Origin of the sequence: Acetobacter sp. DmW_125128 (assembly GCF_008704325.1) — a bacterium.
Taxonomy (GTDB): Bacteria; Pseudomonadota; Alphaproteobacteria; order Acetobacterales; family Acetobacteraceae; genus Acetobacter; species Acetobacter oryzifermentans.
Map to the genome: position 1 here is coordinate 15,146 of NZ_VHOP01000043.1, position 26,113 is coordinate 41,258.

A 26,113-nucleotide genomic window follows, 5' to 3' on the forward strand; every position below is an offset into this window, starting at 1 on the left:
TCATAAACGGCAAGAAAGTGATATTCGTTCCATGTTTATCAGATATTCATGAACCAAGGATCACTTCTACTTTATGTAAAAGCCCATCATCTTTCATATTTATTTCATGCGTCATGTAGCTTTGCACGCCATCTATGGTGATCTTTCTTACACCACGGCAAACATGATCCGGGTTTTTTACCAGAATACTGTAACGCGCTGTTTTCCACTGCAATGTTACCTCAAACTCTGGCCAATGCTGCGGAATGCAGGGGTCTATCAAAAGCTTGTCCCCCTGAATGCGTACACCAAGAATGGTTTCGGTTCCCACCCGTTGCATCCAACCGGCAGAGCCTGTGTACCAAGACCACCCACCACGCCCAACATGCGGGGCTTCAGAATATACATCAGCCGCAATAACGTAGGGTTCCAGCCTGTAACGCGCGGCTTGTTCCGGTGTTTGGCTATGGGTGATGGGGTTAAGCATATGGAATAATGTTTGGGCCAGATTGCCATCGCCTAAAGCTACAATGGCCATAACTGTCCATAACGCTGCATGGGTGTACTGGCCGCCGTTTTCACGTATGCCGGGTGGGTATCCTCGAATATAACCGGGGTCTGGCATGGCTTTATCAAACGGTGGCGTAAGCACAAGAATAAGCCCGTCCTGCTCCCGTACCAACCTATGAACGGCAGAGCGCATGGCATGGTTGGCCCGTTCTGGCGTGGCTGCGCCAGAAAGTACAGACCAAGATTGAGAAATGGCATCTATCTGACATTCCGGCATGGAGTGAGAGCCCAGCGGCGTGCCATCATCAAAATAGGCTCGCAGGTACCAATCTCCATCCCATGTGTGTTCCAGCGCCTTGGCCAGTTTGCGGGTATGCTGCTGCCATTTATCAGCCCGCATATCTTCATTCCGAGCACGGGCAATGGGGATAAATATCTCAAGTGTGGTGTAGAGGAACCAGCCAAGCCACACACTTTCCCCTCGGCCCTGTTCTCCTACACGGTTCATGCCATCGTTCCAGTCTCCCGTGCCCATGAGGGGAAGGCCATGAACGCCTACAGCAAGGCTCCGATCAAGCGCACGGGCACAATGCTCAAACAGTGTAGCACTTTGTGCCGAGTGCGCTGGCACCATAAAGTTATCATGCTCGGTTATAGGCAGCGGAGGGGCTTCCAGAAAACCAATAGTTTCATCCAGAACAGCAAGATCCCCCGTTGTGTTAACGTAATGCGCAACCGTGTAACCAAGCCATGTGCAATCATCCGAAATATGGGTGCGCACGCCTGCTCCTGTCTGCGGGAGCCACCAATGCTGTACATCGCCTTCCACAAACTGGCGGGAAGCGGCCCGTATCAGATGCTCTCGCACCAAAGCAGGGCACGAAACCGCAAGGGCCATGCCATCCTGTAACTGGTCTCTGAAACCATAAGCCCCACTGGCCTGATAAAAGCCTGCACGTGCGCGCACGCGGCTGGAAAGTGTTTGGTACAACAACCAGCCATTCAGCATGATATCCATGCTGCGATCTGGGGTTTTAATCTGAACAGAACCGCAAATGCTGCGCCACTGCTGTTTGACATCATCCAGAACGGTATCCAGATCAACCGTCCGATAACGGGCAATCATCTGCCTGGCTTCTGCCTCGTTTTCCGCTTCTCCTAACAAGAAAACAATTTCTACGCGGCCATCTGCGGGCAGGGTGACTATGGTTTGCAAAACACCACATGGATCAAGCCCAGCACCGGTGCTTCCCTGCACGGTATCGGCTAGTGTTAAGGCATACGGGCTATCAAGCGTGCCATTTCTGCCAACAAAGTTTGTGCGGTCTCCCGAAATGGCGGTTACGTAGCCACCAATATCAGCAAAGGCAACGCGGCCTCCGTAAACAGCACTCCAGCGATTGTAAGCAAATAGTGCTCCCGTAGCGTCATCTATTTGCGTTGTAATGAAAGATGCTGTTTTGGCGCGTGCCGTCCCAAGCACCCACTCAACATATCCGGTAAGAGAAAGCGTGCGAGCATGGCCTGATAGGTTGTGCAGTTGAATGCGAGAAATCTTTATAGGGTCTTTTACCGGCGTATATTGCAAAAGCGTGCTGGCTATGCCGTGTGCAATACGATCATACTGCGTATAGCCATACCCATGCCGGCTGACATAGGTGGCATCTATATCTCGGCGGATAGCAGCCGTTGGGCTCCATAATACTTTGGTATCTTCATCCCGCAGGTAAAAAACTTCGCCCGGTTGATTGCTGACAGGATCATTAGACCACGGGGTAATCTGGTGCTCACGGCTGTTTAGCGCCCATGTATAGCCACTTCCTTCGGCAGAAGCCTGAAAGCCCGCAGTATCATTGGCAATAACATTAATCCATGGGGCAGGCGTTGTGCGGCCGGAAGCGAGTACAACCACATATTCCTGTCCATTCTGGGCAAACCCACCGTGACCATTGAAAAATTCAAGCTCAGGAATATCGGGCACCTTGAACGCACTGGGGGTAAACACATGCGGTGTTTGAAACAGAACAGATTTAGGAGCTTCGGCCACATTGGCCTGATCAAGCTGTTCTGCCAGCCCCTTATCTGCCGAAAGAACAACGCGGGCAGCCGCCAATAAAAGATTCTTTACCGGTGTGGAAATCAGATCTGCCCGCAAAATGCAGATAGAGCCTGCGACAGTTGCCCTTTTGGGCATAGAGCGCACAAGGTTTTCAAGCGTGTTCTGTAGATCTTGTAAGTAGGACGATGGGTGCTCATTCATCAGCACAAGATCAACGGCAACCTGTTTAAGCCGCAAGTATTCATGCGCCAGCAAAACCTGCCGGATAATATCTGTATCTGGCGTATCCTTTACGCGCAAAACCATTAAAGGCAGATCACCAGAAATACCTTGTTCCCATAGTGTTGGCTGGGCAGCCATACCTTGCATGATAACTGCGGATGATGCGCGCAAAGCAGCATTTGCAAACAGAATATGGCCCGCCAAACGCTGGAACATATCTGCTTCTGCTGGGGTAATATCAAAATGTCGGAACTGAATTTGCGCTTGTGTCCAGGCCAGTGTGCGTGCGCGATCCAGCGCGGTATCATCCTGATGCACCTCAATCAAGCGCTCCAGCTCCTGACGGGATGAAGCAACCATTGTCCAAAACGTTATCCGTGCTGTAGCACCGGGCTTGATGCTTACGCGGCTACGAATAGCAAAGCAGGCGTCCAGCACCGTGCCGGTTTGCCCAGATAGTTGTGTTTTACCCGTTAAAGCCGCAGGAGATCGCGCTGTGCGGCCGCGTCCAATAAACTGCGCACGGTTTGTTTCCACCGTAATTGGGGTAGAGCACACGGCTACATGCGCAGCCCAGATTTCAGGCTCATCGGGGGTACGCCGCCTACGGGTTGCTATAAGGGTTTTGGCTTCCGGCAGGTAATCTGTTTCTACAAATAGTTTGGTGAAGGCCGGATGCGCGAGATCTGAATCTGGGGCAAGCAAAGCCAGTTCTGCATAGGATGTGATATCTATTTCAACACTATCATAGCCAGCATTAAAAACACTCAGATAGCGTACATCAGCATCATCTTCAGCAGAAACCATGACCTCCACAGTTGTTGTTAGAGAGCCATCGCGCCGGGTGAATTCGGCGCGATCTTCATGGAAAACACTTACGTAATCATCCGGCTCCTCTCCACAGGGCTGAATGCCAGCAGACCATACTTTCCCGGTCTTTACGTTTTTCAGGTAAAGATAAGACCCAAAGTTATCCAGCGTTGGATCTTCCCGCCACCGAGTAACGGCCTGTCCCTGCCACATTGTGTAGCCAGACCCCGCTGCTGTGAGCATGACGGTATAACGACCATTGGAAAGAAGGTGCGTAATGGGTGCGGGCGTATAATCCGTGCCGTAGTACCTACCAGATGCCGCTTGTGGTAATTCCGAGCGCGGCAGAGGATATTCTTCTATTGGCAGAGGATGAGCCACAGCGCCTGTGCGTGGCGCACGTTCTTGCAATAACAGCTCGGCCGAGGCAATCACGGGGTCATCATGGAAGCGCTTTCTCATGATACCGTCCAGAACTGCATCTGCCACGGAAAGAATGGACATGCCCTGATGGTGTGCCATGTAAGCCTGCACAATAGCCATTTCCTGCCCATCCGGCACACGCTCCGGGGTATAATCCAGCGCTTCGTAAAAACCGTAACGACCGTGTGCCCCTGTTTTTTCCAGAACAAAAAGATTGGCAACAGCTTTTTGCGGATCAACCATAGCGGCCAGCAAGGTGGCATAGGGGGCTACAACTCTATCCTGCCCAAGGCCACGTTTTAACCCCAGCCCCGGAACGCCAAAGTTTGAGTATTGATAGGTGTAATCAACATCCCGCACATTATAGGCGGATTCCGAAATCCCCCATGGAATATTGTGAGATTGCCCATAAGCAATCTGGCGCTGCACAATAAGCGCGTTGGTTTGCTGGAGCAGGCTACCTATAGGCGCACGCATAACCAGAGAGGGCATAAGATATTCGAACATGGAACCCGACCACGAGACCAATGCTGCTCCGCTGCCAGCAGAGGTTAGGGCACGACCCAGACGGAACCAATCCCGCGCAGGAATGTCTCCTTTTGCAATGGCAAAAAAGACTGCGAGCCGAGATTCAGAGGCCAACAGATCATAACAGTTACTATCGGAGATATCTTCAGTAACAACAAACCCGATAGACAAAAGTTTGCGTGCAGGATCACGCAAAAAAGCAAAGTCCATGCCGTAAGCCAGCATGGTTGCTTTGCTCTGCAATGCTTTCAGCCGGGTTTCAAAGGTCGTGTTATGCGTATAATCCAAATCACGCAAATGGCTTTCAAGCGCTTTTAATGGCGCCACACACCAGAAAAGTGGGTCTGACGTTGTTTGTTCTTCGGCTGCATTGGTTTCTGCATAAAGATGGGCTGCGTGTTCTGCTATGGTTTGCGCCTGTTTCAATAATATTTGCAAACTCTCCTCTGTTTTGACTTCAGGGGCTGCCAGAACAGATGTTTTTAACCGCGCGAGGGCTCGGATAAGAAATTTTTGCTGTTTTGTATTCTGCAGCCGTTCTCCATTGCGGAAGGTAAGATCTGTAATGGCAAGGGTAATGGCATCTGCTATACCTTCGCGCCACATGGAGGGTTGGGCTGTATATGCAGTCCACTCACAACAAGCACGTGCCAGCGCGACAAGGTGACCAGCAAAATTACCGCTATCTACAGTAGAAACATATAAAGGAGCCAACGGCTCCAGATCAGCCGTACTGTACCAGTTATATAAATGCCCTTTATATTTTTCTAATTTGTCTAGTGTTTTAAAAGTATTTTCAAGCCGATCTATTGTATCAGCCAAGCCGTTCCAGCCAAAATCATAGGCGCTAACTGTGCATAAAAGATAAAGCCCTATATTGGTAGGCGATGTACGTCTGGCAATAACAGGAGAAGGAACTTCCTGAAAGTTGTTTGGCGGAAGCATGTGGTCATCCGCCGTTACAAATTCTTCAAAAAAGCGCCATGTATTGCGGGCTGTAAGACGTAAAGTGCGAATATCTGTGCGGGAAGGGCGCGATTGGGCCGTTAAAACGGCTGCGCGACTTGTCCATAACCCAATAGCAGGAGAAAACGCCCACAGAATAGCCAGAGGGCCAATAAAAATCAGGTTTCCCACATCCTGCATGGTAACTTGTAGAACAAGAATAACCGCAATAAGTGGACCAGAGAGCATTTTCAGGTAATATTGTTGCAATCCAGACTGTAGAAGATCCGCCGTTTGCGCTGCTGGCACCCATTGCAGCAAATAGCGCCTTGTTACAAAAACACGCCCAAGGGTACGGATAATGGCATCACCTAACAAACAAGCCTGATGCACCAGAAACGTGATGTTAAGTGCCGTCATAACAACGGCATTGGAAATGGATGCCCCCAAAACATTAAAATAACTACGAAAACTGATCCACTCCCGGCGTGGCACAATATCGGGAATAACTGGCAAAAAAGCAGGTATCGCCATAATCAGAAGAATAAACAGTGTCCAGATACCAGCGTTTTCTGGCAACAAAACCCAGCAGATAATCAAAGCCAAAAGCGTAAAGGGCGCGCATAAGGTGCGGCGCAGATTGTCCACCATTTTCCAACGCGCAATTCCAGATAAACTATTGCGTGGGGAAGGGGTGCGAAATATGCCTGAAACAATCCAGGGAAGTAGCTGCCAGTCTCCTCGTGTCCAACGATGGAGCCTTTGGGCTGCAACCAAATAGTCTGTTGGAAATTCCTCTATCACCTCAATGTCAGAAGCCAATCCGGCGCGCGCAAAAATACCTTCAAACAAATCATGGCTTAAAAGGGTTGCTTCAGGCACACGCCCAGCCAAAGCGGCTTCAAACGCATCAATTTCGTAAATACCTTTGCCTGCATAAGACCCTTCTCCAAACATATCCTGATACAGGTCTGATATTGCAGATGAATAGGCATCTATACCGCTAGACGCGGAGAAAATACGCTGGAACAAAGTGCTTTGATGCCCGATAGGCAAAGATGGCGTAACACGAGGCTGCAAAACGGCATAACCTTGCTGCACACGCCCGGTTGTTGCATTAAATTGCGGCGCATTAAGGGGATGTGCCAGTTTACCCACCAGTTTTTTTACTGTTTCAAGGGGCAGGCGTGTATCGGCATCCAGCGTGACGATATATTTTACAGCTTGTGGAATATTCTGGCGGCATTCTGCCAAAAAAGTGGTGTCAGACGCACCACGCAACAGGCGGTTTAGTTCATGCAGTTTTCCGCGCTTACGTTCCCACCCCATCCATACACCTTCACTCTCACTCCAAACCCTGTGGCGATGTAGAAGGAGGAACCTGTTGCCATCCGGCACAGATCCGTATTTTTCGTTAAGACGGTGAATACCGGCAGAAGCTAACTGGAAAAGTGCATCATCTTCTGGTGCAGATGCCTCTGAATGATCAGACCAATCTGTTAAAAGCGCAAAGTAAACACCGCTATCATGAGTGGCCAGATAGTGGACTTCCAAGCGGGATAAAAGTTCATCCACCGTTTTGACGTTGGTAAGAAGGGCAGGAATAACCACCATTGTACGCAATTTTACGGGAATACCATCTAAAAGCTCCAACCCCGGCAATGCCGTTACCTTGGTAACACGCAAAGCCAGCCAGTTGATGCATGCAACGGCTGCTTCCAATGCGGGTGAAAAGGCCAGAACAGCCACCAACAAAACCCACGGGAACCAAACATTTTCCTGAAAAGAAAGCCACACCGGCCCAGCCAGAAAAATAAGCGCCAGCATAAACACAACCACGGCATAACCTGTAATGCCGCTTTGGCAGAATGTTTGGGCCAGTTTTCTGGAAAGATTGGGACGAAAACCTATAGAGGCTTCCAGAATGGAACGCCCTTCCATCACAAGATAATAACCGGGATCATTCTTGCGTTGATCAAACGCATTGGAAGCAGCAGCTTCTTGCGCTAAAAAAACAGCCTTCTTGGCAATATCAATTTCATCAACAGTGCTGCCATAGGCCAAATCCTCAATAGCTTTGCGGTAGAGATCTCGGCTGGCAAAATCTGCGCATGTAAAACTTGCATATTCTACAAATACTGTATCAACCAAGCAAACTTGTTCAAAAATCTCTGCCCAATCAGATTCTGCAATATGTCGCAGACTGGTAATAATATTTCGAATAGTGGCGTTAAAAGCACCCTGCGTTTGTAAATACTCTTGAATTCCTTGCTCAATATCTGTTTTTTTATCTGCCAATCGCTGTTCTAACCACACAAGAACAGGGTTTTTTTCTGGATCTATACCGCGTGAACGATGCGCAAGCTGCGCCGTAAATGCTGGCGTAATAATGCGTGGGTCTATTTGGGATAATATGGCAGACAATGCAGCAGCATCGTTCTTTCGGGCGGATGCAAGCTGATCAGCCAAAAGATCAGCCGCTTGCTGGCTTGCGTGGCTATCTATAATGGCACTTACAATGCGGCGCAGGTTTTCTATTAAAACAATGCGCAAGGTAATGGGAACAGCCCAAAGCTCACCTATCGTAAGCGGGGCAACCGTTTGATAGGCAAGCAGAAACTTACGCAGAAAATCTGGCTGTAAGTAACTGTCTGTATGCGCAACAAAAGCCCACGTAATGCCAAAAACGCGCGGCAAACCAACAAAAGGGCCATTCGCAAGTTTGGGAAGGCGCGTATAATACCCACTCGGCAGATCCAGACTGGTCTCTCTAATCTGCATATCAATAAGGGCATAGTTATCTGCCAACCACTGGGCTGCTGGCGGTAGCAGTCGGCCCCTTTGACTAGCCTTGGTAACAGTTTCATTGGCCGCTGCAAGCAGGGCGGCATTTTCAGCTAACCTGCGTTTAAGGGGTTGTCCGCGCCGGTTATGCTTGGCGGGTACAACAGCCTGTGCGGCCGCCAGGCTTCTGGCATGAGCCTCCAAGCGTTCAATACCAAAAATTTCGCTTTTTATCGGGAAGAGGTCATCCTGTATGTGAACGTGAATATACCCCCCAAACAAACGGCGCAAAAATGAACGTCGGGCATTTTTGGGGCCGGTATCTGATAGTTGTTCTGTATGCATGTACCAACTCCCTGATAAGGGCCGTACAAAGCTGTAATGCGGCCTTTATTCGTTATTTACGGAACAGGCTTTTTCTTGTTTTTACGCTGGGAAAAGGCACTTTTTCTTCTAACAAAGTATGGTTTTTCACCATTTTGTTTTCTGTGTTAGTGGGATTTGGCAAAACATTTTTACTGGCTGCGTTGCCACCATCAGTTATATTCTGCTCCACCTTCTTTTTTGTTTTTGAAGGAGCAGAAGGAGCCTGATTGTTTACAAAGTGAGTGCGCATATTCTTTCTCCATCCAAGAGAAGTCAGCCGCAGATGTTTCGATTGTACTTTAGGTAGATTTCGAGAAAGAAAATCATGTAACCAGACAGATAGAATATAATTCTAACCGCCAAGTATTGAGCCGTTATTCAACGCAGGAACGGATGAAACGTTCCAGAACGGATTGGGCTCTATGTAAGGCAGAGCTAAAAATAATTTTCAAAGGAAATGCCAGCCCATCCACATTGGCTTATTTTACAATATCAATCATCAAACCGCACTGTGCGCCCCTGTTTAATACGTGCGCGATGCGCTTTTCCCTGCAACCGCCGTTGGCGCGCTGCGCGACTAGGCCGGGTGGCAACACGAAAAGCCGGACGATGTGCAGCCTCACGTATTAAAGCGACTAAACGTTCCACTGCGTCTTCACGGTTGCGCTGCTGTGTGCGAAACCGTCGTGCTGTAATAACAATAACCCCATCACGCGTGGCCCGACTTCCGGCCAGTTCCAGCAAGCGCGTACGCACGCGATCTGGCAAAGAAGCAGAATGTGCCGCATCGAACCGTAATTGGGCAGCCGTAGCAACCTTGTTTACATTTTGCCCGCCAGGGCCAGACGCTAAAATATAAGTGACCTCCAATTCGGAATCGGCCAGAGAAATATTGGGAAGGATAGAGATTGCCATAAGGTCAGCATAACACGTTTTGTGTTGTTATGCTTGTGTGCCCAAAATCTGCCGTTGGAACCATTTTGCATCTCATGCGTAAAATTAAGAACACGGGGAGCGACGAAACCTTAGAAACGCGCGATTTAAGATTATGTAAAGGGACGACGCTCCCGCCGAAACACGGGCGAGGAGAAGATCATGGTTGTCAAAAAAAATACGCCAAGCAAGACTGCTAAAAATGGTTTAAAAGCAGATAAAAATAAAATTGAACCAAGCTATACCGAGCAACAAGGTAATGGGGGAGAAACACACCAGCAAGCTGGTGGTGATGTGGCAACGCTCACCTCTGCTCAGGGTATTCCTATAGCGGATGATCAGAACACTCTGCGTTACGGTGCACGTGGCCCGGCGTTGATGGAGGATTTCCATTTTCGGGAAAAGATTTTTCATTTTGACCACGAGCGTATTCCCGAACGCGTTGTGCATGCTCGTGGCTATGGCGCACATGGGTATTTTGAACTGACAGACAGCCTTGCAGACGTTACGCGGGCCGCCATTTTTCAGAATGTGGGGGAACGCACGCCTGCCTTTGTCCGATTTTCTACGGTTGCAGGCTCTAAAGGTTCATTTGATGTCGCGCGGGATGTCCGTGGGTTTGCTGTCAAGCTTTATACCAAGGAAGGCAACTGGGATCTGGTTGGCAATAATATTCCGGTATTTTTCATTCAGGATGCCATCAAGTTCCCGGATATGGTGCATTCTGTAAAACCAGCGCCAGACCGTGATTTTCCGCAGGCGCAGTCTGCCCATGACAACTTCTGGGATTTCATTTCGCTAAGCCCAGAAAGCTTTCATATGATCATGTGGGTGATGTCTGATCGGGGTATCCCGCGTTCCTTCCGTTTTATGGAAGGATTTGGGGTGCATACATTCCGCTTTTTAGACAGCAATGACCGCTCAACCTTTGTGAAGTTTCATTGGAAGCCCAAGCAGGGCTTGCAGTCTGTTGTGTGGAACGAAGCCGTTAAGATCAACGGGGCGGACCCTGATTTCCATCGACGAGACCTCTGGAGCGCAATTTCCAGCGGAGACTTTCCCGAATGGGAACTTGGTGTACAGCTCTTTGATGAAGAATTTGCCGAAAAGTTTGATTTCGATGTGCTAGACCCCACCAAACTTATTCCAGAGGAACTGGTGCCTGTCAGAATAGTGGGCCGCCTGGTACTGGACCGCGTTGTTGATAACTTTTTTGCCGAAACAGAGCAGGTGGCCTTTTGCACACAGAATGTGCCACCCGGCATTGATTTCTCAAACGATCCCCTGCTGCAGGGCCGAAATTTCTCGTATCTGGATACACAGATCAAACGGCTTGGTAGCCCCAATTTTACGCATATCCCCATTAATGCTCCTAAATGCCCCATGGCGCATTTTCAGCAAGATGGGCATATGGCCATGCATAATCCCGTAGGCCGCGCCAATTATGAGCCGAATAGCTGGGGGGCGGCAGGTGGCCCGCGTGAAAACCCCAAACAGGGCTTTCGCAGTTTTGCGAGCGAGGAAACTGGCCCCAAACAGCGCCTGCGGCCTGAAAGTTTTTCAGACCATTACAGCCAGGCCCGGCAGTTTTACATTAGCCAGACACCCATTGAGCAGAAGCATATAGCAGACGCCATTACGTTTGAGCTAAGCAAGGTGGAACGGCCAGATATCCGCTCTCGCGTTGTGTCGCATCTGCTACATATTGATGAGGAACTGGCAATAACGGTAGCAGACGGGCTGGGCTTACCATTGCCAGAACCCGCACAGGGAACACAGCCTACACGCACAGATCTTCCGCCATCTGATGCGCTCAGCATCCTTAAGAATGGGCCAAAAACATTTGCTGGCCGAAAAATGGGTATTTTGGCGACGGATGGTATAGATGCAGAGCTTTTTGCGGCACTTATTGCCGCCCTTCAGGCAGAAAAAGCCGATTATGAAGTCGTTGCTCCCAAAATTGGCGGCATTACATTATCGGATGGCACCAAGATAACGGCGCAACAGAAAATAGATGGCGGCCCATCTGTACTCTACGATGCCGTAGCCATTCTTGCTTCCAAGGAAGGCACAAAAGTGCTGGCCGGTAATCCAGCAGCCAAAGATTTCCTGACCGATGCTTTCACGCATAACAAATTTATTGGCTATTCTGCAGAAGCTGGCACGTTGTTTAAAAAGGCAGGTCTGGCAGAAGATGTTGATAAAGGCTGCATCAAACTTGGTAGCAAAAACGATGCCACTGCGTTTGTAAAAACCTGCGGCGCACTCCGCTTCTGGCAACGTGAAAAGCTGGATTAAGAATACACATCAGCCCTCACACGCGTTTATAAACGTGGGTGAGGGCTGCCCATTTTTCCAAAAGCTATTTGTTACTCATAGCCTCATAATTTGCAGGATACTGGCTGCGCTGTGTAACGGGTGAGCAGCGCAGCCAGCACCAGCCCGCCAAGGCCGCAATAACAGACCCGGCAAAAATCCCCAGTTTTGCTGATACTACCGTATCCATATCCTGAAATGCCAGACCAGCAATAAACAAGCTGATGGTAAAACCAATGCCACATAGCAAGGAAAGCCCAAAAAGCATTTTCACCGATGTTGCCGCTGGGGCAGGGGCTATGCGCAACTGGAATGACAATATGGTTGCTCCAAACACACCAACGGGCTTTCCCACCACCAACCCCAATATGATGCCAAGGGGAACAGGAGCAAGAAGCGTGCCCAGATGCACGCCAGCAAGAGAAACCCCAACATTCATAAAGCCAAATAGGGGAAGTACCAGCCACGTAACAAAAGGTGTTAGTGCGGAGGATACTTTTTCAAGCGGTGTTATTTGTTCTGTATTTTTTGCACATGGTTGGGCGGGCAGGCAAAGACCAGTAATAACCCCGGCAAGCGTTGGGTGCAGGCCGGAAGATAAAAGCATGCCCCAAAGCAGCAAGCACCCAAGGGCGTAAACCCACACAGATCTGCAATCCAACAACCGATTTGCAGCAATCATGGCCATGGTTACAAAAAGCACACCTGCCAGCGCGGGCCAATAAAGGGCAGAACCGTAAAACAGGGCAATAACAACAATGCCCAACACATCATCAAAAATGGCAAGAGCCATAAGCCACGCACGCGCCCCAGCAGAAACACGCGCCCCCAGCGCCATAATAACGGGCAGTGTAAATGCAGCATCAGTGGCTACAGGAATGGCCCATCCATGAAATGCTTCTGCATGCCCATGCGTTACCAAAAGGTAGGTAAGCGCTGGCACAACCATCCCCCCCAATGCGCCAATTAATGGCAAGGCAATCTGGCGCATGGATGAAAGATGGCCCGAAACCATCTCTTTCTTGATTTCCAGAATAATCAGCAGAAAAAACAGTGTCATCAACCCATCAGATACCCATGCCGTAAGTGTATCTGGCATATGCTGCTCTAAAAAAGGCAGCCGCATAGGCATTGTAATCAGGGTTTCATAACCATCAGACCAAACCGAGTTTGCTAGGGCAAATCCTGCAAGCGAGGCGAGGAGCAGGGCTGTTGCACCTCCTGCGGGAGATTGCAAAAAACGTTGGATACGATGAAAACACGCAGCGGAAGTATCTGTCATGCGTGCATATTGAAGGCGTTACATGCCCCACACAAGGGAAGAAAAGCGTAAAACCGCCGCTTCTCTTCCTATCAGCAAACCCCAATATGTCTGGGTAATTTTATTCCGGCGTTGGGGTGCATTGGGGCGTAACAGCTTGCCCGTTCATAACATCCTGCGTGAAAGAAGCTGAATCTGGCAACGAGGCATTTACCGTCTGATCATGGTTCAGGCTTTTGTAAACATGTGCCTGCACCACTGTGCCAGCAGCACAGGCAGCTTTTACCAGCCCGAGCTGAAGCGGTGGTGGCACATCCTTATCCAGCTCTCCTGTGCCCATAAACAGTGGTTGCGCCAGATGCATGGTAGGATATTGCATGGCCTTTAAGGCTGGAGCGAGATTTTTTGCAAAGTCAGGCTGAAGTGAATTGCTAAAATTCAACCCATCTGCCTTCACCTTATCTGTCAGCTCATGCACACATAAATTGGCTGCGGCACGGTAGGCTGGCATGGCTTTAGCTGTAAAAACGCTTTCTGGCTTAAAGGCTGTATCATACCCAGAAAGCCCCTGTGCCAGATAAAGCGTATAAACCATAACAGGATTATACGGCGCATTATCCGGCGCGGTTGCTATTTGCTTAAGCAGTTCTGGCGTAATATACGGGGCACCCGTGGCCACAGTGCCTCGGATATTCAAATCTGGCGCATATGTTGGTGCAAACGCTGCAGAGGCAAACGCTGCCCCACCACCCTGAGATTGCCCAACAATCATGATTTTGTTCTGCAAATCTGGCACCGAGGCCAAGGCTGCCTTCACACTGTCCAGCAGGCTATAGGCTTCCACGCGCGCGTTAAGATACGGATGAATACCGGAGGTTCCCAAACCCTGATAATCCGTACCTACTACGGCAAAGCCACGTTTCATCCATTCAGAGAGATAACGCTTGTTACGTGCACTCCACGGATTGTTAGAGGGCGCGCAGTGGCCTGCAACACCTACCGTACCATGCGCCCATGCAACAATGGGCCACCCACCAGCAGGCGGCTTGCCTTGTGGTAGAATAACTTCTGCCGTAACCGGCACCAGCCCTTTGCCCGTAATACCATTGGTGGAAAGGTAGGTTATGCGCAAGGATCGCCCAGCATCAGGCAATGTAAAAGCCACAGGCAAAGATTGAGACGATGTCAACGTACCAGCCGCACCAGATGGAGTTGCCGATGCAGCAATGGCACCGGAACTTGCACCCATAAGGCAAAGACCAGCAACCAAACGAGAAACATGATAAACAGAGGGGGGAAAACGCAAGAGATATCCTTCTTCAGGCTATTGGTCTTGTGTTTGACCGCCCGATACGCTGCAACTTAACAACGTTAAGAATGGAGCATGAGAAAAGAAAGTCAAGTGCTCTAATGGCTATCGCGAATATTCCGGAAAATACATCATGGCCCAGCCTGCTCAGCCTAAAAAAGCTTACCATCATGGAGATCTGCCAACCGCTCTTTTGCGTTCTGCGCGCGTCATTCTAGAGGAACAAGGCATTACAGCCCTAGGGCTGCGGGCCATTACGCGCCATACGGGTGTCTCACAAACAGCCGCAATTCCGCATTTTGGAAATTTAACAGGCTTGCTCAGTGCGCTGGCAACAATAGGATATGAAGAACTGGCAGCAACGCTTACACCGCTGCTTAATAAAGGGCCACACGCTGTTGGCGTGGCCTATGTACAATTCGCCATGCAACATCCGGGCCTGTTTACCCTTATGTTCCGTAGCGATGTAATTGATAGAAAAGACCCGCATCTGGCTGCGGCTGCGGCCAAAACATCCGCTATGCTCACTCAATGTGTAGGAGACCTAAAAGGCAAGCATTCCGCCCATACACGTGCTGGCGCACGCGCAGCCTTGTGGGCCAAGGTGCATGGCCTAGCTGTATTGGCGATAGACGGCCTTTTGGAAGCCTTGCTGACGCGAGAAGGCGAGGGCATGACTCCGGATGCGCTTATTGAAGATGCTCTTAGGCTGTAAATTTTGTTTTTATATTTATTATCATATAGTTATGAATGATTCTTCATTTGGAATGAATAGCTTTCTGCTATTCTAAAAATGCATCCGTGCATTCCAATAATGCGGTTGCACAATCATCGCTCCCATTTTAATTCCATCCAGACGGATTGAAATAATAAAGGACGGTGCATGGGCCGCCGCAGAACCATTGATCGGGAGAGCGTTCTGGACAGCGCGGAACAGCTTGTTCAGAAGGGCGGGGCAACCGCTTTAACGCTTGATGCCGTAGCCAAGGCCGCAGGAATTACCAAAGGCGGCCTGCAGTATTGCTTTGGCAATAAGGATGATCTGATTACCGCCATGATTGATCGCTGGATAGCAGCGTTTGATCTGGAAATAGCCAAATATGTGGGGCCCAAGGCTTCTCTGGCAGAGCGGGCACGCGCCTATGTTATGGCCTGCCGCCAGATAGATGCCGCCACGCAAGCCAGATGGTGGGAATGCTCATTACCTTGCTGCAATCTCCCAAATACCTCAACCGGATACGGGAATGGTACGCCAGATGGTTTGGGGATTGTAACGCCACCTCGGAAGATGCGCATCAGGCGCGTACGGCAATTTTTGCCGCGGAAGGGGCTTTTCTTCTCAGAAGCTTCGGCTTTATCGCTATGGATCAGTCTGGATGGGATACAGTGTTTACAGATTGCCTGCGGCTTATTACGCCCCAAGCAGAAACACCGTGATCTTTAAAACAGGAACCAATGAGTCTTTCATGATATTTCGCGCAGGTATGACACAATGAATATGGCAAGCCGTTTTTCATTAAAGAAGATTTTGCGTTCTGGTTCAGACACTCAGGGAACAAACGTTAACACCCTTATTACGTCTGGAAGCTCGGATATTGTGCGTCAAAAACCTGCTCCACAGGTTCCGGCAGATCTGTCAGCCCTTAAGGCAATGGGAAACAGCCTGACCCATACGCTTTCTTCTGCCTGTGAATGGCTGATGAAACAGCAAAAGCCCGATGGACATTGGGTTGGATCTGTTGGTTCCAATGCCTCCATGGAAGCTGAATGGTGTTTGGCCCTGTGGTTTTTGGGGCTGGAAGACCACCCTTTGCGGCCACGTCTGGGTAAGGCGCTCCTTGAAATGCAGCGTCCAGATGGATCTTGGGGCACATATTATGGCGCTGGTAGTGGTGATATCAACGCAACGGTGGAAGCCTATGCAGCACTCAGATCTTTGGGTTACGCAGAAGATGACCCAACAGTTAGTAAAGCCGCAGCGTGGATTATCAGCAAAGGCGGCCTGAAGAATGTGCGTGTATTCACCCGTTACTGGCTGGCCCTGATTGGGGAATGGCCGTGGGAGAAAACACCTAATCTTCCGCCAGAAATCATCTGGTTCCCCAATAATTTTGTGTTTTCCATTTACAACTTTGCGCAGTGGGCCCGTGCTACCATGATGCCGCTGGCTATTTTGTCTGCGCGTCGTCCATCCCGTCCATTGCGCCCGCAGGATCGGCTGGATGCCCTTTTCCCTGGTGGCCGGGAAAACTTTGATTACGAACTGCCCACCAAAGAGGGCAGGGATGTTATTGCCGATTTCTTCCGTATGGCTGACAAAGGGCTGCATTGGCTCCAAACCTCTTTCCTCAAGCGCGCTCCTTCGCGGGAAGCCGCCATTAAAGACGTGCTGGAATGGATTATCTGGCATCAGGATGCAGATGGCGGATGGGGGGGCATTCAGCCGCCGTGGGTGTATGGTCTGATGGCCCTGCATGGTGAGGGTTACCAATTCCATCATCCTGTTATGGCCAAGGCCCTTGATGCGCTGAATGATCCCGGTTGGCGGCATGATAAAGGAGATGCCAGCTGGATTCAGGCCACAAACAGCCCAGTGTGGGATACTATGCTCTCCCTTATGGCGCTGCATGATGCCAATGCCGAAGAACGCTTTACCCCAGAAATGGATAAAGCACTGGATTGGCTGCTATCCCGCCAAGTGCGCGTAAAAGGGGATTGGTCTGTTAAGCTCCCCAACACAGAACCCGGCGGCTGGGCGTTTGAATACGCCAATGACAGATACCCCGATACAGATGATACCGCCGTTGCACTCATTGCCCTTGCATCCTGCCGTAACAGGCCAGAATGGAAAGCCAAAGGCGTAGAAGAAGCCATTGGCCGTGGTGTTCGGTGGCTGGTAGCTATGCAGAGTTCTTGCGGTGGTTGGGGCGCTTTTGACAAGGACAACAATAAGAGCATTCTTGCCAAAATTCCGTTCTGCGATTTTGGGGAAGCGCTAGACCCGCCATCGGTAGACGTAACAGCGCATGTTCTGGAAGCGTTTGGCTTGTTGGGCCTCCCGCGTGATCTGCCATGTATTCAGCGTGGGCTTGCGTATATCCGCAAGGAGCAAGACCCCACAGGGCCGTGGTTTGGCCGTTGGGGTGTGAATTACCTGTATGGCACAGGGGCCGTTCTGCCCGCTCTGGCTGCCTTGGGTGAGGACATGACACAGCCCTACATTTCCAAGGCGTGCGATTGGCTGATTAACTCCCAGCAGGAAAATGGTGGCTGGGGCGAAAGCTGCGCTTCCTACATGGAAGTGGAATCCATTGGCCGCGGCACCACAACGCCATCTCAAACGGCATGGGCGCTTATGGGGCTGATAGCCGCCAACCGGCCGCAGGATTATGATGCCATCGCCAAAGGCTGCCGTTATTTGATTGATTTGCAAGAAGAAGACGGAAGCTGGAATGAAAAGGAATTCACTGGCACGGGCTTTCCCGGCTACGGCGTGGGCCAAACCATCAAACTGGATGATCCAGCCATTTCAAAGCGCCTGATGCAGGGGGCCGAACTCTCACGCGCCTTTATGCTGCGTTATGATCTTTACCGGCAGCTTTTCCCGATTATTGCACTTAGTCGTGCTTCCCGTTTAATCAAAATCGGGAACTGATGCTGCAATGGTGGCCCATAAGGATACAGGATTACTCTCCTGTATCCTTTTTGCGTGAAATACTGCACACATAGCACTGCGCAGCGCGGGTGAAATGTTGCAGCTACAAATCTTAGCTTTAATGGCCAGAGGGCGTTATCTGGTCCTGATGCTCCGCAGCTTGGCTACTTGTCATAGCCATATCACCACCGCCTTGCATACCGCCTCCACCACCTCCTCCATTACCACCACCGCCACCAGCTTTTTCTGATCCGCCATCTTTCCCTTTCCCGCCAGATGCCTGCACGCGGGTTGGCCCTTGTGTAGGAATACTCAGATCAGATGGAATGGGGGCAAGATCCAGCGCCTGCCTTACAAAATTGCGCAAGGATACAACCAGATCATGCGTATGCACCCGCTGGCCCGCCACCAGTTCTCGGGCAGCGCGTTCCGCTAAGCGGACATGCTCTTCCGTACCTAGAAGAATAATATCGGATAAAGCTGCCTCTACAGCATCACGAATACGCCGCGTACGATCCGATGTGTTGGCATCTTCCAATACAGAAGTGGTTGTTATGGCTTCTGTATCTGCCGCCACGCGAAAATCTCGCTTATGTCTAGGATCTACGGCCAGATCTCCGGTAAAAGAGCCACCCAATGTGCGGTAAGCAGCAATCAATGTGCGCAAACGCTCATTGATCTGGCGGTTCATACGCTCCCGCCGTTGCTGAATCAGCACCATCATCAAAAGCCGGATGCCAACACCAATCAAAGTAATAAGCGAGAGCCCGATCATGGTGAACAGGAAGCTGTGCCATGAACTAAAGTCTAGATTATGCAATATGGGCTCCCGATACAATCCGGCAAACAGTATACCTAAAAATACAACAATCAGGTGCTGGCCTTACCGTTTGGTTGTTTGCGTATCCCAACCGCCACCAAGAGCACGGGCAAGACGCACTGTTGAGAGGGCCTGCCGAGTTTGCGCACTTACCAGTTCATCTTGTGCAGAAATCTTTTTTATCCGGGTTGTCAGAATATCCTGCATGGTAAACTGTCCGCCCTCATAAAGCCCCTGCGCCTGAGTTGTGGCGAGGGTGAGGGATGAAACTTCTTTGCTCAAGCTGGCAATATTCTGGTCTGCGCTGGAACGGCTTTCATAAGCATCTTCTACTTCTGCCAAAGCTGTCAGCACAGTTTGATCATACGATGCCACAGCCTGTTTAAGCTGAGAGTCCGCCGCGCGTATCTTGGCCTGTATGCGCCCAGCCGTAAAAAGAGGCAGATAGGCATTCACAGCCATAAGCCCACCAGAACCGGATACACCCGGAATGCCATCAAACCGCAAACGCCCATCACCACCAAAAAACTCTAACCCAAACCGCGGCAAAAGGTCTGTTTTAGTGCTAATCAGCCGTTCTAGATTGGCCTGCACAATGTTTTTTTGCAGCAATACATCGGGCCTGCGGTCTAATACTGTAGAAGGCAGTTCCGTAGCAGGCGGCGCGGGCACTCGGTATTGAGCTGGTGCGGTGAGATCTGGCGCTTGTTCTGGGGATAAGCCGGATAGAATAGCCAACCGATGGCGGCACGCATCCAATGCGGCAACTAATAATGGCCTTTGCGCCTGCACTTGCTGCACCTGCGCTGTTATGGTTTCCAGATCAGCTCGTGTGGTCTGGCCTGCATCAAACCGGGCCGTGGCATACCGCACAAGCTCCTGCAACGTGCGGGCAGATTGATCCAGCAGCACAATGCGTTGTTGCAGCCCGCGGGCTGTCAGATAGTTGGCAGCCACATCTGCTGCAATAGCCATATGCGTACCATGTAGCACGTCTGCTGCTGCCAGAGCCATATGTTGCGCAGCCCGTTTACGCGCACGGTTGCGGCCCCAGATATCTGGCTCCCACGCCATGGTTATGCCAGCCAAATGCCCATCTGTTGCTGGGTCCTGAATATCCGGATCTGCCATCTTCATGAGCGGAGGCACCGGATGCCGCCAATCCACACCACCGCCCATCATGCCGCCTGTGGCTCCAATGGTAGGATACAAGGCAGATTTGGCCATTTGTGTATAGGCGCGAGATTCCTGCACGCGCTCCTGCGCCATCCGTATTTCGGGGTTAGCAGCCAGCGCATTCTGCACAAGTTGATCAAGCAACGGATCCTGCCACGTTGTCCACCAGTTTGTTAAGTCCGTAGGCTGTGCATCCTGTGGTGCGGCATTGAACTGAGCCGGAATAGCCACATGCGAAGGTGGTAGCGTGGTATGGAAAGGAGAGCACGCTACCAAACCAGCGCAGAGAAAAGTGCTGAGCAATAGGCGCGCAGAAAATGAGGAAAGAGACATCAGCATTCAATCCTGACGGGCAAGCATGGAGCGGAAGCGAAGCAGCGCCATGGCAAGAAAAAGAGTAGAAGAGAACACAATAGCCAGCAGCGAAGGCCAGATACTTTCCAGCCCAGCACCGCGATATAAAATGGATTGTGAAATTTTGACGAATTGCGTGGTCGGAAAAAACCGCACCAGAGATTGCACAGCCTCTGGCATGCTTTCTACCGGCGTAGCTGCGCCAGAAAGTAGATAGGCCACAGCATAAACAGGCACCACCAAAAGCCCAAATTGCGGCATGGTGGGCGCAATGGTGGCCAGCATCATCCCCAGCGAAGTTACAGAAAACAGGTATAGAATAAGGCAGGCAGCAAACAATAACGGCGAGCCAGAAATAGGCACGGCCAACCCAATATGTACGATAATCCAAAGGGAAAGCATACTGGCTACAAAGATAACAGCACCATTTGCCAGAATTTTCCCAATAGCAATCTGGCTGGCAGAAACAGGCAAAACAAGCAGATGCTCAATGGTGCCGTGCTCGCGCTCACGAATAACAGCCGCCCCAACCAGCACAATGGAAAGAATTGTTGCATTGGTGACAACCTGCATAACAGATGTAAACCATGCAGATTCACTATTCGGGTTAAAACGGATACGGCTTTCAGGGTGAAATGGCATCAGCTTATTGATATCGGGGGAATGAAGCTGTGCCTGTACTTCACCCAGAAAAATCTGTTGCAGATAAACACTGCCCAGCCCAGCCTGTGTCATGGCTGTAGCATCAATCAGTTCCTGTATCTGCGGCGTGCGGCCTGCCAGAACATCGGCCTCAAAACGGGGCGGAATATCAATAACAAAATTGTACGTGCCGTTATCCATACCCGTTTTGCCGTCAATACGGTTGGTTAGAGTAGGGGGCTTGAAGTAAGGCGGTAGCACAACAGACCGCAATTGACGGGAAAGGGCTGAGTGGTCTTCATCAATAAACGCAACTGTTGCGTTTGCAACATCTACGCGCACCCCATGCGCCACAAGAACAATAGCCGCAGAAAATGCAAAAACAATCAGGCCCATCAGCACAAAATCGCGCATCAGGCTATGAAATTCCTTGCGGCACAGAAGGCCGACATTCATAAGCCAGCGCAGCATCACGTATCCTGCTTTTTCAAGAAAAGGCGAGCCCCCACCATGTAAAGGGCCGCAAACCCGCCCAACGCCAGATACATGCCAAGAAAGGACTGAACGCCCAGACCCTTTGTAAAACTGCCAAGGCTGATAAGCTGAAACCACGAAGCCGGAAAAGCTTTACCAAGATAGTAGGTAAAGCCCGTAAGTGTTGAAACCGGATAAAGCAAACCCGAAAAATTGGCAGACATAATCAGGCAGATAATGGCCGTGCCAAAAATGGCAGCCACCTGAGAACTTACAAAAGTAGAAATCAGCAGCCCCAGCCCGGTGCTGGCCAAAATATACAGCGTAGCCCCAATACTCAGCCCGATAAAAGAGCCCTTAAGAGGCACACCCAGAACGGTAACAGAAAGTGCTACCAGCACCAGATAAGCCATAACAGCCAGGGCCACATAGGGCAGTTGCTTGCCCACCAGATACTGCCCGGAACTGGCGGGGGAGGCATACAGGTTCATAATGGAACCAATCTCCTTTTCCCGCACAACACCAAGGGCTGTAAGCATGGTGGGAACAAGAATAAGCGCCAGCATGATAGTGCCGGGAGTCATGGCGTAAATACTGCGAAATTCCTGATTGTACACAAAGCGCGGCACAATGCTGACGGGTATCAACCCAGATGTTACGGATGTCGGCAGGGTTTTCTGCATATTGGCCATATAGGTTAACAGCACGGCATCTGTATAAGAACGCACATTGGCGCTTAAAAACGGCATGGAGCCATCAATCACCACACCAATGGCAGGGTTACGGCGTGCAGCAACATCACGCCCAAAACCGGGGGGAATATCCAGCCCCATTGCAACCTGTCCATGCTGTATGCGCGTTTCCAGTGTTTCGCGATCTGGCGAGAACGCAGTTTCCTGAAAATAGCGGGAGCCCCGAAACTGCTCCACAAGTTCACGGCTGGCGTGGGTATGATCGTAATCTACCACGGTGTAGCGAATGGTATTGATGTCGAACGAAATACTGTAAGCTGAAATCAACAGCAAAATAGTCGGGCCAAGAATAGCAAACATCAGCCGCAGGCGGTCACGCATCAGTTCCACAGCCTCACGCCGCGCAAAAGCCCAGCAGCGTGAAAACCAGCGTATATAGGGCGGTATTGTCCGCATTGCAGCAGTTGATTCTGAAGCGGCCTGTTGAGGCTTGGCAACAGCTATGGAATTGCCCGCTTTTTCTAGACAAGCAATAAAAGCATCTTCCAGAGTGGAAGCACCTTCCTCCTGCGTAATTTCTGCCGGGGTGCCCATGGCCAGCACTTTGCCCTTATCCATAAGGGAAATGCGGTCACACCGGGCGGCTTCATTCATGAAGTGCGTAGAAACAAAAATGGTCACATGTTTCTGGCGTGAAAGCGCTACAAGATGCTTCCAGAACATGTCCCGCGCAGCCGGGTCCACGCCAGACGTTGGCTCATCCAAAATAAGGATATCGGGGTTGTTAATGCAGGCGGCCGCAAGTTGCAGCCGTTGCCGAAACCCCAAGGGCAGGCCTGTTGGGCGACTATCGGCCTCTGCCCCCAACTGAAAGCTCTGGAGCATGTTGTCAACACGCTGTTTGGCCTCGGCTGGCGGAAGCTGAAAAAGCTCTGCCTGCAACATAAGGTTCTGGCGTACCGTCAGTTCTTCATACAAAGAAAAACCTTGAGACATGTAGCCAATACGCATGCGCGTTTTCATGTCTCCCGGTGTTATCGGGCGGCCAAACAGGGTTGCCGTGCCACTGGTAATATCCAGCAGCCCTGTCAGCATTTTCATGGTAGTGGATTTACCGCACCCGTTAGAACCCAGAAAGCCAAAAATCTCACCCCGACGGATACGGAAGCTAACGTGATCTACCGCTGTGAAAGATCCAAATTTGCGTGTCAGGTTTTCTGCATCAATAACGGGAGAGCTGCCATCATCCTGATAAGGCGGAATTGTAAAATCCGAAATTTCTTTTTGGTCTGCCGCAGGTAGGAGAGAGATATAAGCTGCTTCCACCGTTGTGGTGTGGGTCTGCTTTTTAACTTCCTCCGTAGGGCCAGAAGCCAGAATACGCCCATCATTCATGGCCACCAGCCATGAAAAGCGCTCGGCTTCATCCATATACGCGGTAGAAACAATAACCGTCATGGAGGGCCGTTCAGCCCGCATTTGCTCCACCAACGCCCAGAACTGACGCCGAGAAAGTGGGTCCACCCCCGTTGTGGGTTCATCCAGAATAAGCAGATCTGGCTCATGCACCAAAGAGCAACACAGGCTGACCTTTTGCTTCATACCGCCAGAAAGATGGCCTGCGGGCCTATCGGGAAAAGGGGCAAGGCCCGTGGCATCCAGCAGATGCGTAATACGGTTGGCGCGGGTTGTGGCATCCAATGCAAATAGCCGACCAAAAAAATCGATATTCTCGCGCACGGAAAGGGTAGGGTAGAGGTTCTTGCCCAACCCTTGCGGCATAAAAGCGAGGCGGGAAAGAAAAGCCTCCCGTTCGGCTCTATTGCTGATATCCACCCCAAGCGTGTGAATAGACCCCTGCTGAAGATGCCGAACGCCTGCAATCAGCCCCAGAAGTGTTGATTTACCAACACCATCTGGCCCAATAAACGCAATGGTTTGCCCTGCGGGAAGGGTGAAAGAAATATCGTGCAGAACATCACGCCCATTATAGGCATGGCTTACGCCTTCAACACGAATTCCAGCAGCAGATACCTCCATTATCTGGCATCGCCAGACAGTGCAGCTTTAGGCCATGCTGCATCTGGCCGTTGTTTGATATAGCCTTCACCCGTCATTCCAGCTTTTAACAATGCGCCAAGACGTTTCTGTTCATCCGCGGTTACACGCAGTTTTACACGGTATACAAGCTGTTCACGCTCGGTGGCTGTTTCCACATATTTTGGCGTAAACTGAGCCTGACTATCAATAAAGGAAACGGTTGCAGAAACAGGCATATCCATCCCATCAAACCGGATACGCGCTTCATCACCTACTTTAAGATTATTGATGGATGCAGTGGGGAAAAACAACGTCATGTAAGGGTCAACTGGATCCAGCATGGAATACACGCGCCCACCTGGCGGTAAAACACTACCTGTTTCAATAACGCGGTATTCGATACGGCCAGAAACAGGGGCATGGATAGTCATATCATCCAGCACGGTCTGAACCTGATTAACCTGCGCTACGGCTCCCTCCTTGGCATGCAAGGCTTCCTGCACAGCCTGAGAGGCTGCATTTACCGCTGCTTGTGCTGTTTCAACCTGTGTGCGCCTTTGTGTCACTTCCATATCGGAAATCAGGTTCTGTTGCCGCATCTTTTGGGCATGGCGCAGTTCATCATGCGCAAGTTGCAATGCGGCCTGCCGCGCTACAAGCTCAGCCGAGGCCCGACCAGCCGCATTTGTGGCGCGGTTTTGCTGCGCTCTTGTCTGGTCGTATTGTGCCTGAATGGTGGCTTTATCTTCCTGCGCAAGAATTTGGCCAGAGGTTACATTATCACCTTCCTGCACCAGCAATTGCGTAATGCGTCCGGGGTATTTTACGGCCACATCCACACGGGTAAATTCCAGCCGCCCATTGCCGTAAATAATGCCATCAGGAACACTTTGAGCCACTTGATGCTCATGCCACGCGAAGGCTCCACCCGCGACCGCAAAGAGAGAAATGGCGATAATTGTAATTTTGGCAGGAGCTTTCACAATAAACCTTGCTGAAAAAAAGCGGATCACAATGCGTTAAAGCGCAGCATGCAGACAAGGCAATATGATTAAATAATGACACGTCAGTCAAGTTATTATTTTATACATATGAACCCTTACCGTAAAATCTATAGACCTATAATTTTTTGGTCATGTAAAGTAAGAGAAGTGTAAAAATACCTCAATGATCTTGATCAAGAAGGCGGGGAAAACAGATGAAATCGTGCAAAATATAATTTGACATTGTGTTCATTTTTATAAATCTGATTTTCCAGCGCGTAATTCTTATAAACTATAACAAAGTTATTACATTAAAGCGTCTATATGGATTTAAAAATAGATCCTACTGTGGCCATTCTATAATGCGTTCATTCGCTTTATGATATTGCTCACTCAAAAATTGGAAGACACACTTATGCCTTTGCCCCGCGTTTCTATTCACTACTGCACGCAGTGTAATTGGCTTTTGCGTGCCGCATGGATGGCGCAAGAGCTTCTTTCTACTTTTGGAAATCAACTTGGCGAGGTCGCTCTTTGCCCTGATACAGGCGGAAAGTTTGAAATCCGTGTAGATCACGAAATGATATGGGAGCGCAAGCGGGACGGAGGCTTCCCCAACCCTAAAGAACTCAAGCAAAGGGTAAGAAACATCATCGATCCAGAAAAAGACCTCGGTCACATAGATCGATAAAATAGTTACATCAGAAGCAAGGCTGGAGAGATGTTTTTATCTTTCCAGTCCATATTAGGCTCAGGACTCATTCTTTGAGATAGAAGATGACGCTTGCTGCGATATGGATTGCAGACATGAAGGTATGAGCGCACCGGTCAT

Annotated in this window: 14 protein-coding genes and 1 pseudogene; 5 read left to right on the forward strand and 10 right to left on the reverse strand. The window is 50.3% G+C overall.

The genetic code is table 11. The annotated features are described in order from the left end of the window. Positions 1-46: 46 nt before the first annotated feature. From FKW19_RS12310 to arfB, 3 genes are all read right to left on the reverse strand, one after another. Complete coding sequence (locus FKW19_RS12310) at positions 47-8,605, reverse strand: GH36-type glycosyl hydrolase domain-containing protein (protein WP_089179008.1); 8,559 nt, start codon at positions 8,603-8,605, stop codon at positions 47-49. Positions 8,606-8,657: 52 nt separating this feature from the next. After that, positions 8,658-8,876, reverse strand: a complete 219-nt coding sequence (locus FKW19_RS12315; RefSeq protein WP_089179007.1) for a hypothetical protein — start codon at positions 8,874-8,876, stop codon at positions 8,658-8,660. 242 nt (positions 8,877-9,118) lie between these two features. Beyond that, entirely contained in the window at positions 9,119-9,541 is a 423-nt protein-coding gene (arfB, locus tag FKW19_RS12320) for an alternative ribosome rescue aminoacyl-tRNA hydrolase ArfB (protein WP_089179006.1), read from the reverse strand. Positions 9,542-9,721: 180 nt separating this feature from the next. Here arfB and FKW19_RS12325 point away from each other — a divergent pair, with 180 nt between their 5' ends. After that, entirely contained in the window at positions 9,722-11,857 is a 2,136-nt protein-coding gene (locus FKW19_RS12325; RefSeq protein ID WP_089179005.1) for a catalase, read from the forward strand. A 64-nt stretch (positions 11,858-11,921) separates the two neighbouring features. Here the strand turns inward: FKW19_RS12325 and nhaA are convergent, their stop codons facing one another. Together nhaA and FKW19_RS12335 are read right to left on the reverse strand one after the other, a co-directional pair. After that, on the reverse strand, positions 11,922-13,157 hold the full coding sequence (gene nhaA, locus FKW19_RS12330; protein ID WP_089179004.1) for a Na+/H+ antiporter NhaA: 1,236 nt from the start codon (positions 13,155-13,157) through the stop codon (positions 11,922-11,924). A gap of 100 nt (positions 13,158-13,257) precedes the next feature. After that, complete coding sequence (locus tag FKW19_RS12335; RefSeq protein ID WP_089179003.1) at positions 13,258-14,442, reverse strand: lipase family protein; 1,185 nt, start codon at positions 14,440-14,442, stop codon at positions 13,258-13,260. Positions 14,443-14,578: 136 nt separating this feature from the next. Here FKW19_RS12335 and FKW19_RS12340 point away from each other — a divergent pair, with 136 nt between their 5' ends. From FKW19_RS12340 to shc, 3 genes and pseudogenes are all read left to right on the forward strand, one after another. Then, positions 14,579-15,160, forward strand: coding sequence for a TetR/AcrR family transcriptional regulator (locus FKW19_RS12340; protein WP_089179002.1), 582 nt, complete (start codon positions 14,579-14,581; stop codon positions 15,158-15,160). Between the two features lie 168 nt (positions 15,161-15,328). After that, positions 15,329-15,882 (forward strand): annotated as a pseudogene (locus FKW19_RS12345) (TetR/AcrR family transcriptional regulator). 55 nt (positions 15,883-15,937) lie between these two features. Then, complete coding sequence (gene shc, locus FKW19_RS12350; RefSeq protein WP_089179000.1) at positions 15,938-18,100, forward strand: squalene--hopene cyclase; 2,163 nt, start codon at positions 15,938-15,940, stop codon at positions 18,098-18,100. A 118-nt stretch (positions 18,101-18,218) separates the two neighbouring features. Here shc and FKW19_RS12355 read toward each other — a convergent pair whose 3' ends face one another. The 5 genes from FKW19_RS12355 to FKW19_RS12375 form a co-directional block, all read right to left on the reverse strand. Beyond that, positions 18,219-18,920, reverse strand: a complete 702-nt coding sequence (locus FKW19_RS12355) for a hypothetical protein (RefSeq protein WP_162870713.1) — start codon at positions 18,918-18,920, stop codon at positions 18,219-18,221. A gap of 63 nt (positions 18,921-18,983) precedes the next feature. Then, positions 18,984-20,435 carry a TolC family protein gene (locus FKW19_RS12360; protein ID WP_089178998.1) on the reverse strand — a complete coding sequence of 484 codons (1,452 nt, stop codon included), beginning with the start codon at positions 20,433-20,435 and terminating at the stop codon, positions 18,984-18,986. Further along, positions 20,436-21,563, reverse strand: coding sequence for an ABC transporter permease (locus tag FKW19_RS12365; protein WP_089178997.1), 1,128 nt, complete (start codon positions 21,561-21,563; stop codon positions 20,436-20,438). It abuts the gene before it with no gap. Then, complete coding sequence (gene rbbA, locus FKW19_RS12370) at positions 21,563-24,298, reverse strand: ribosome-associated ATPase/putative transporter RbbA (RefSeq protein WP_089178996.1); 2,736 nt, start codon at positions 24,296-24,298, stop codon at positions 21,563-21,565. Before rbbA ends, FKW19_RS12365 begins: the two co-directional genes overlap by 1 nt. After that, positions 24,298-25,281, reverse strand: coding sequence for an HlyD family secretion protein (locus tag FKW19_RS12375; RefSeq protein WP_089179918.1), 984 nt, complete (start codon positions 25,279-25,281; stop codon positions 24,298-24,300). Before FKW19_RS12375 ends, rbbA begins: the two co-directional genes overlap by 1 nt. A gap of 415 nt (positions 25,282-25,696) precedes the next feature. Between FKW19_RS12375 and FKW19_RS12380 the strand changes: the two genes are divergently transcribed. After that, complete coding sequence (locus tag FKW19_RS12380) at positions 25,697-25,972, forward strand: SelT/SelW/SelH family protein (protein ID WP_035353756.1); 276 nt, start codon at positions 25,697-25,699, stop codon at positions 25,970-25,972. The last annotated feature ends 141 nt before the right edge of the window (positions 25,973-26,113 follow it).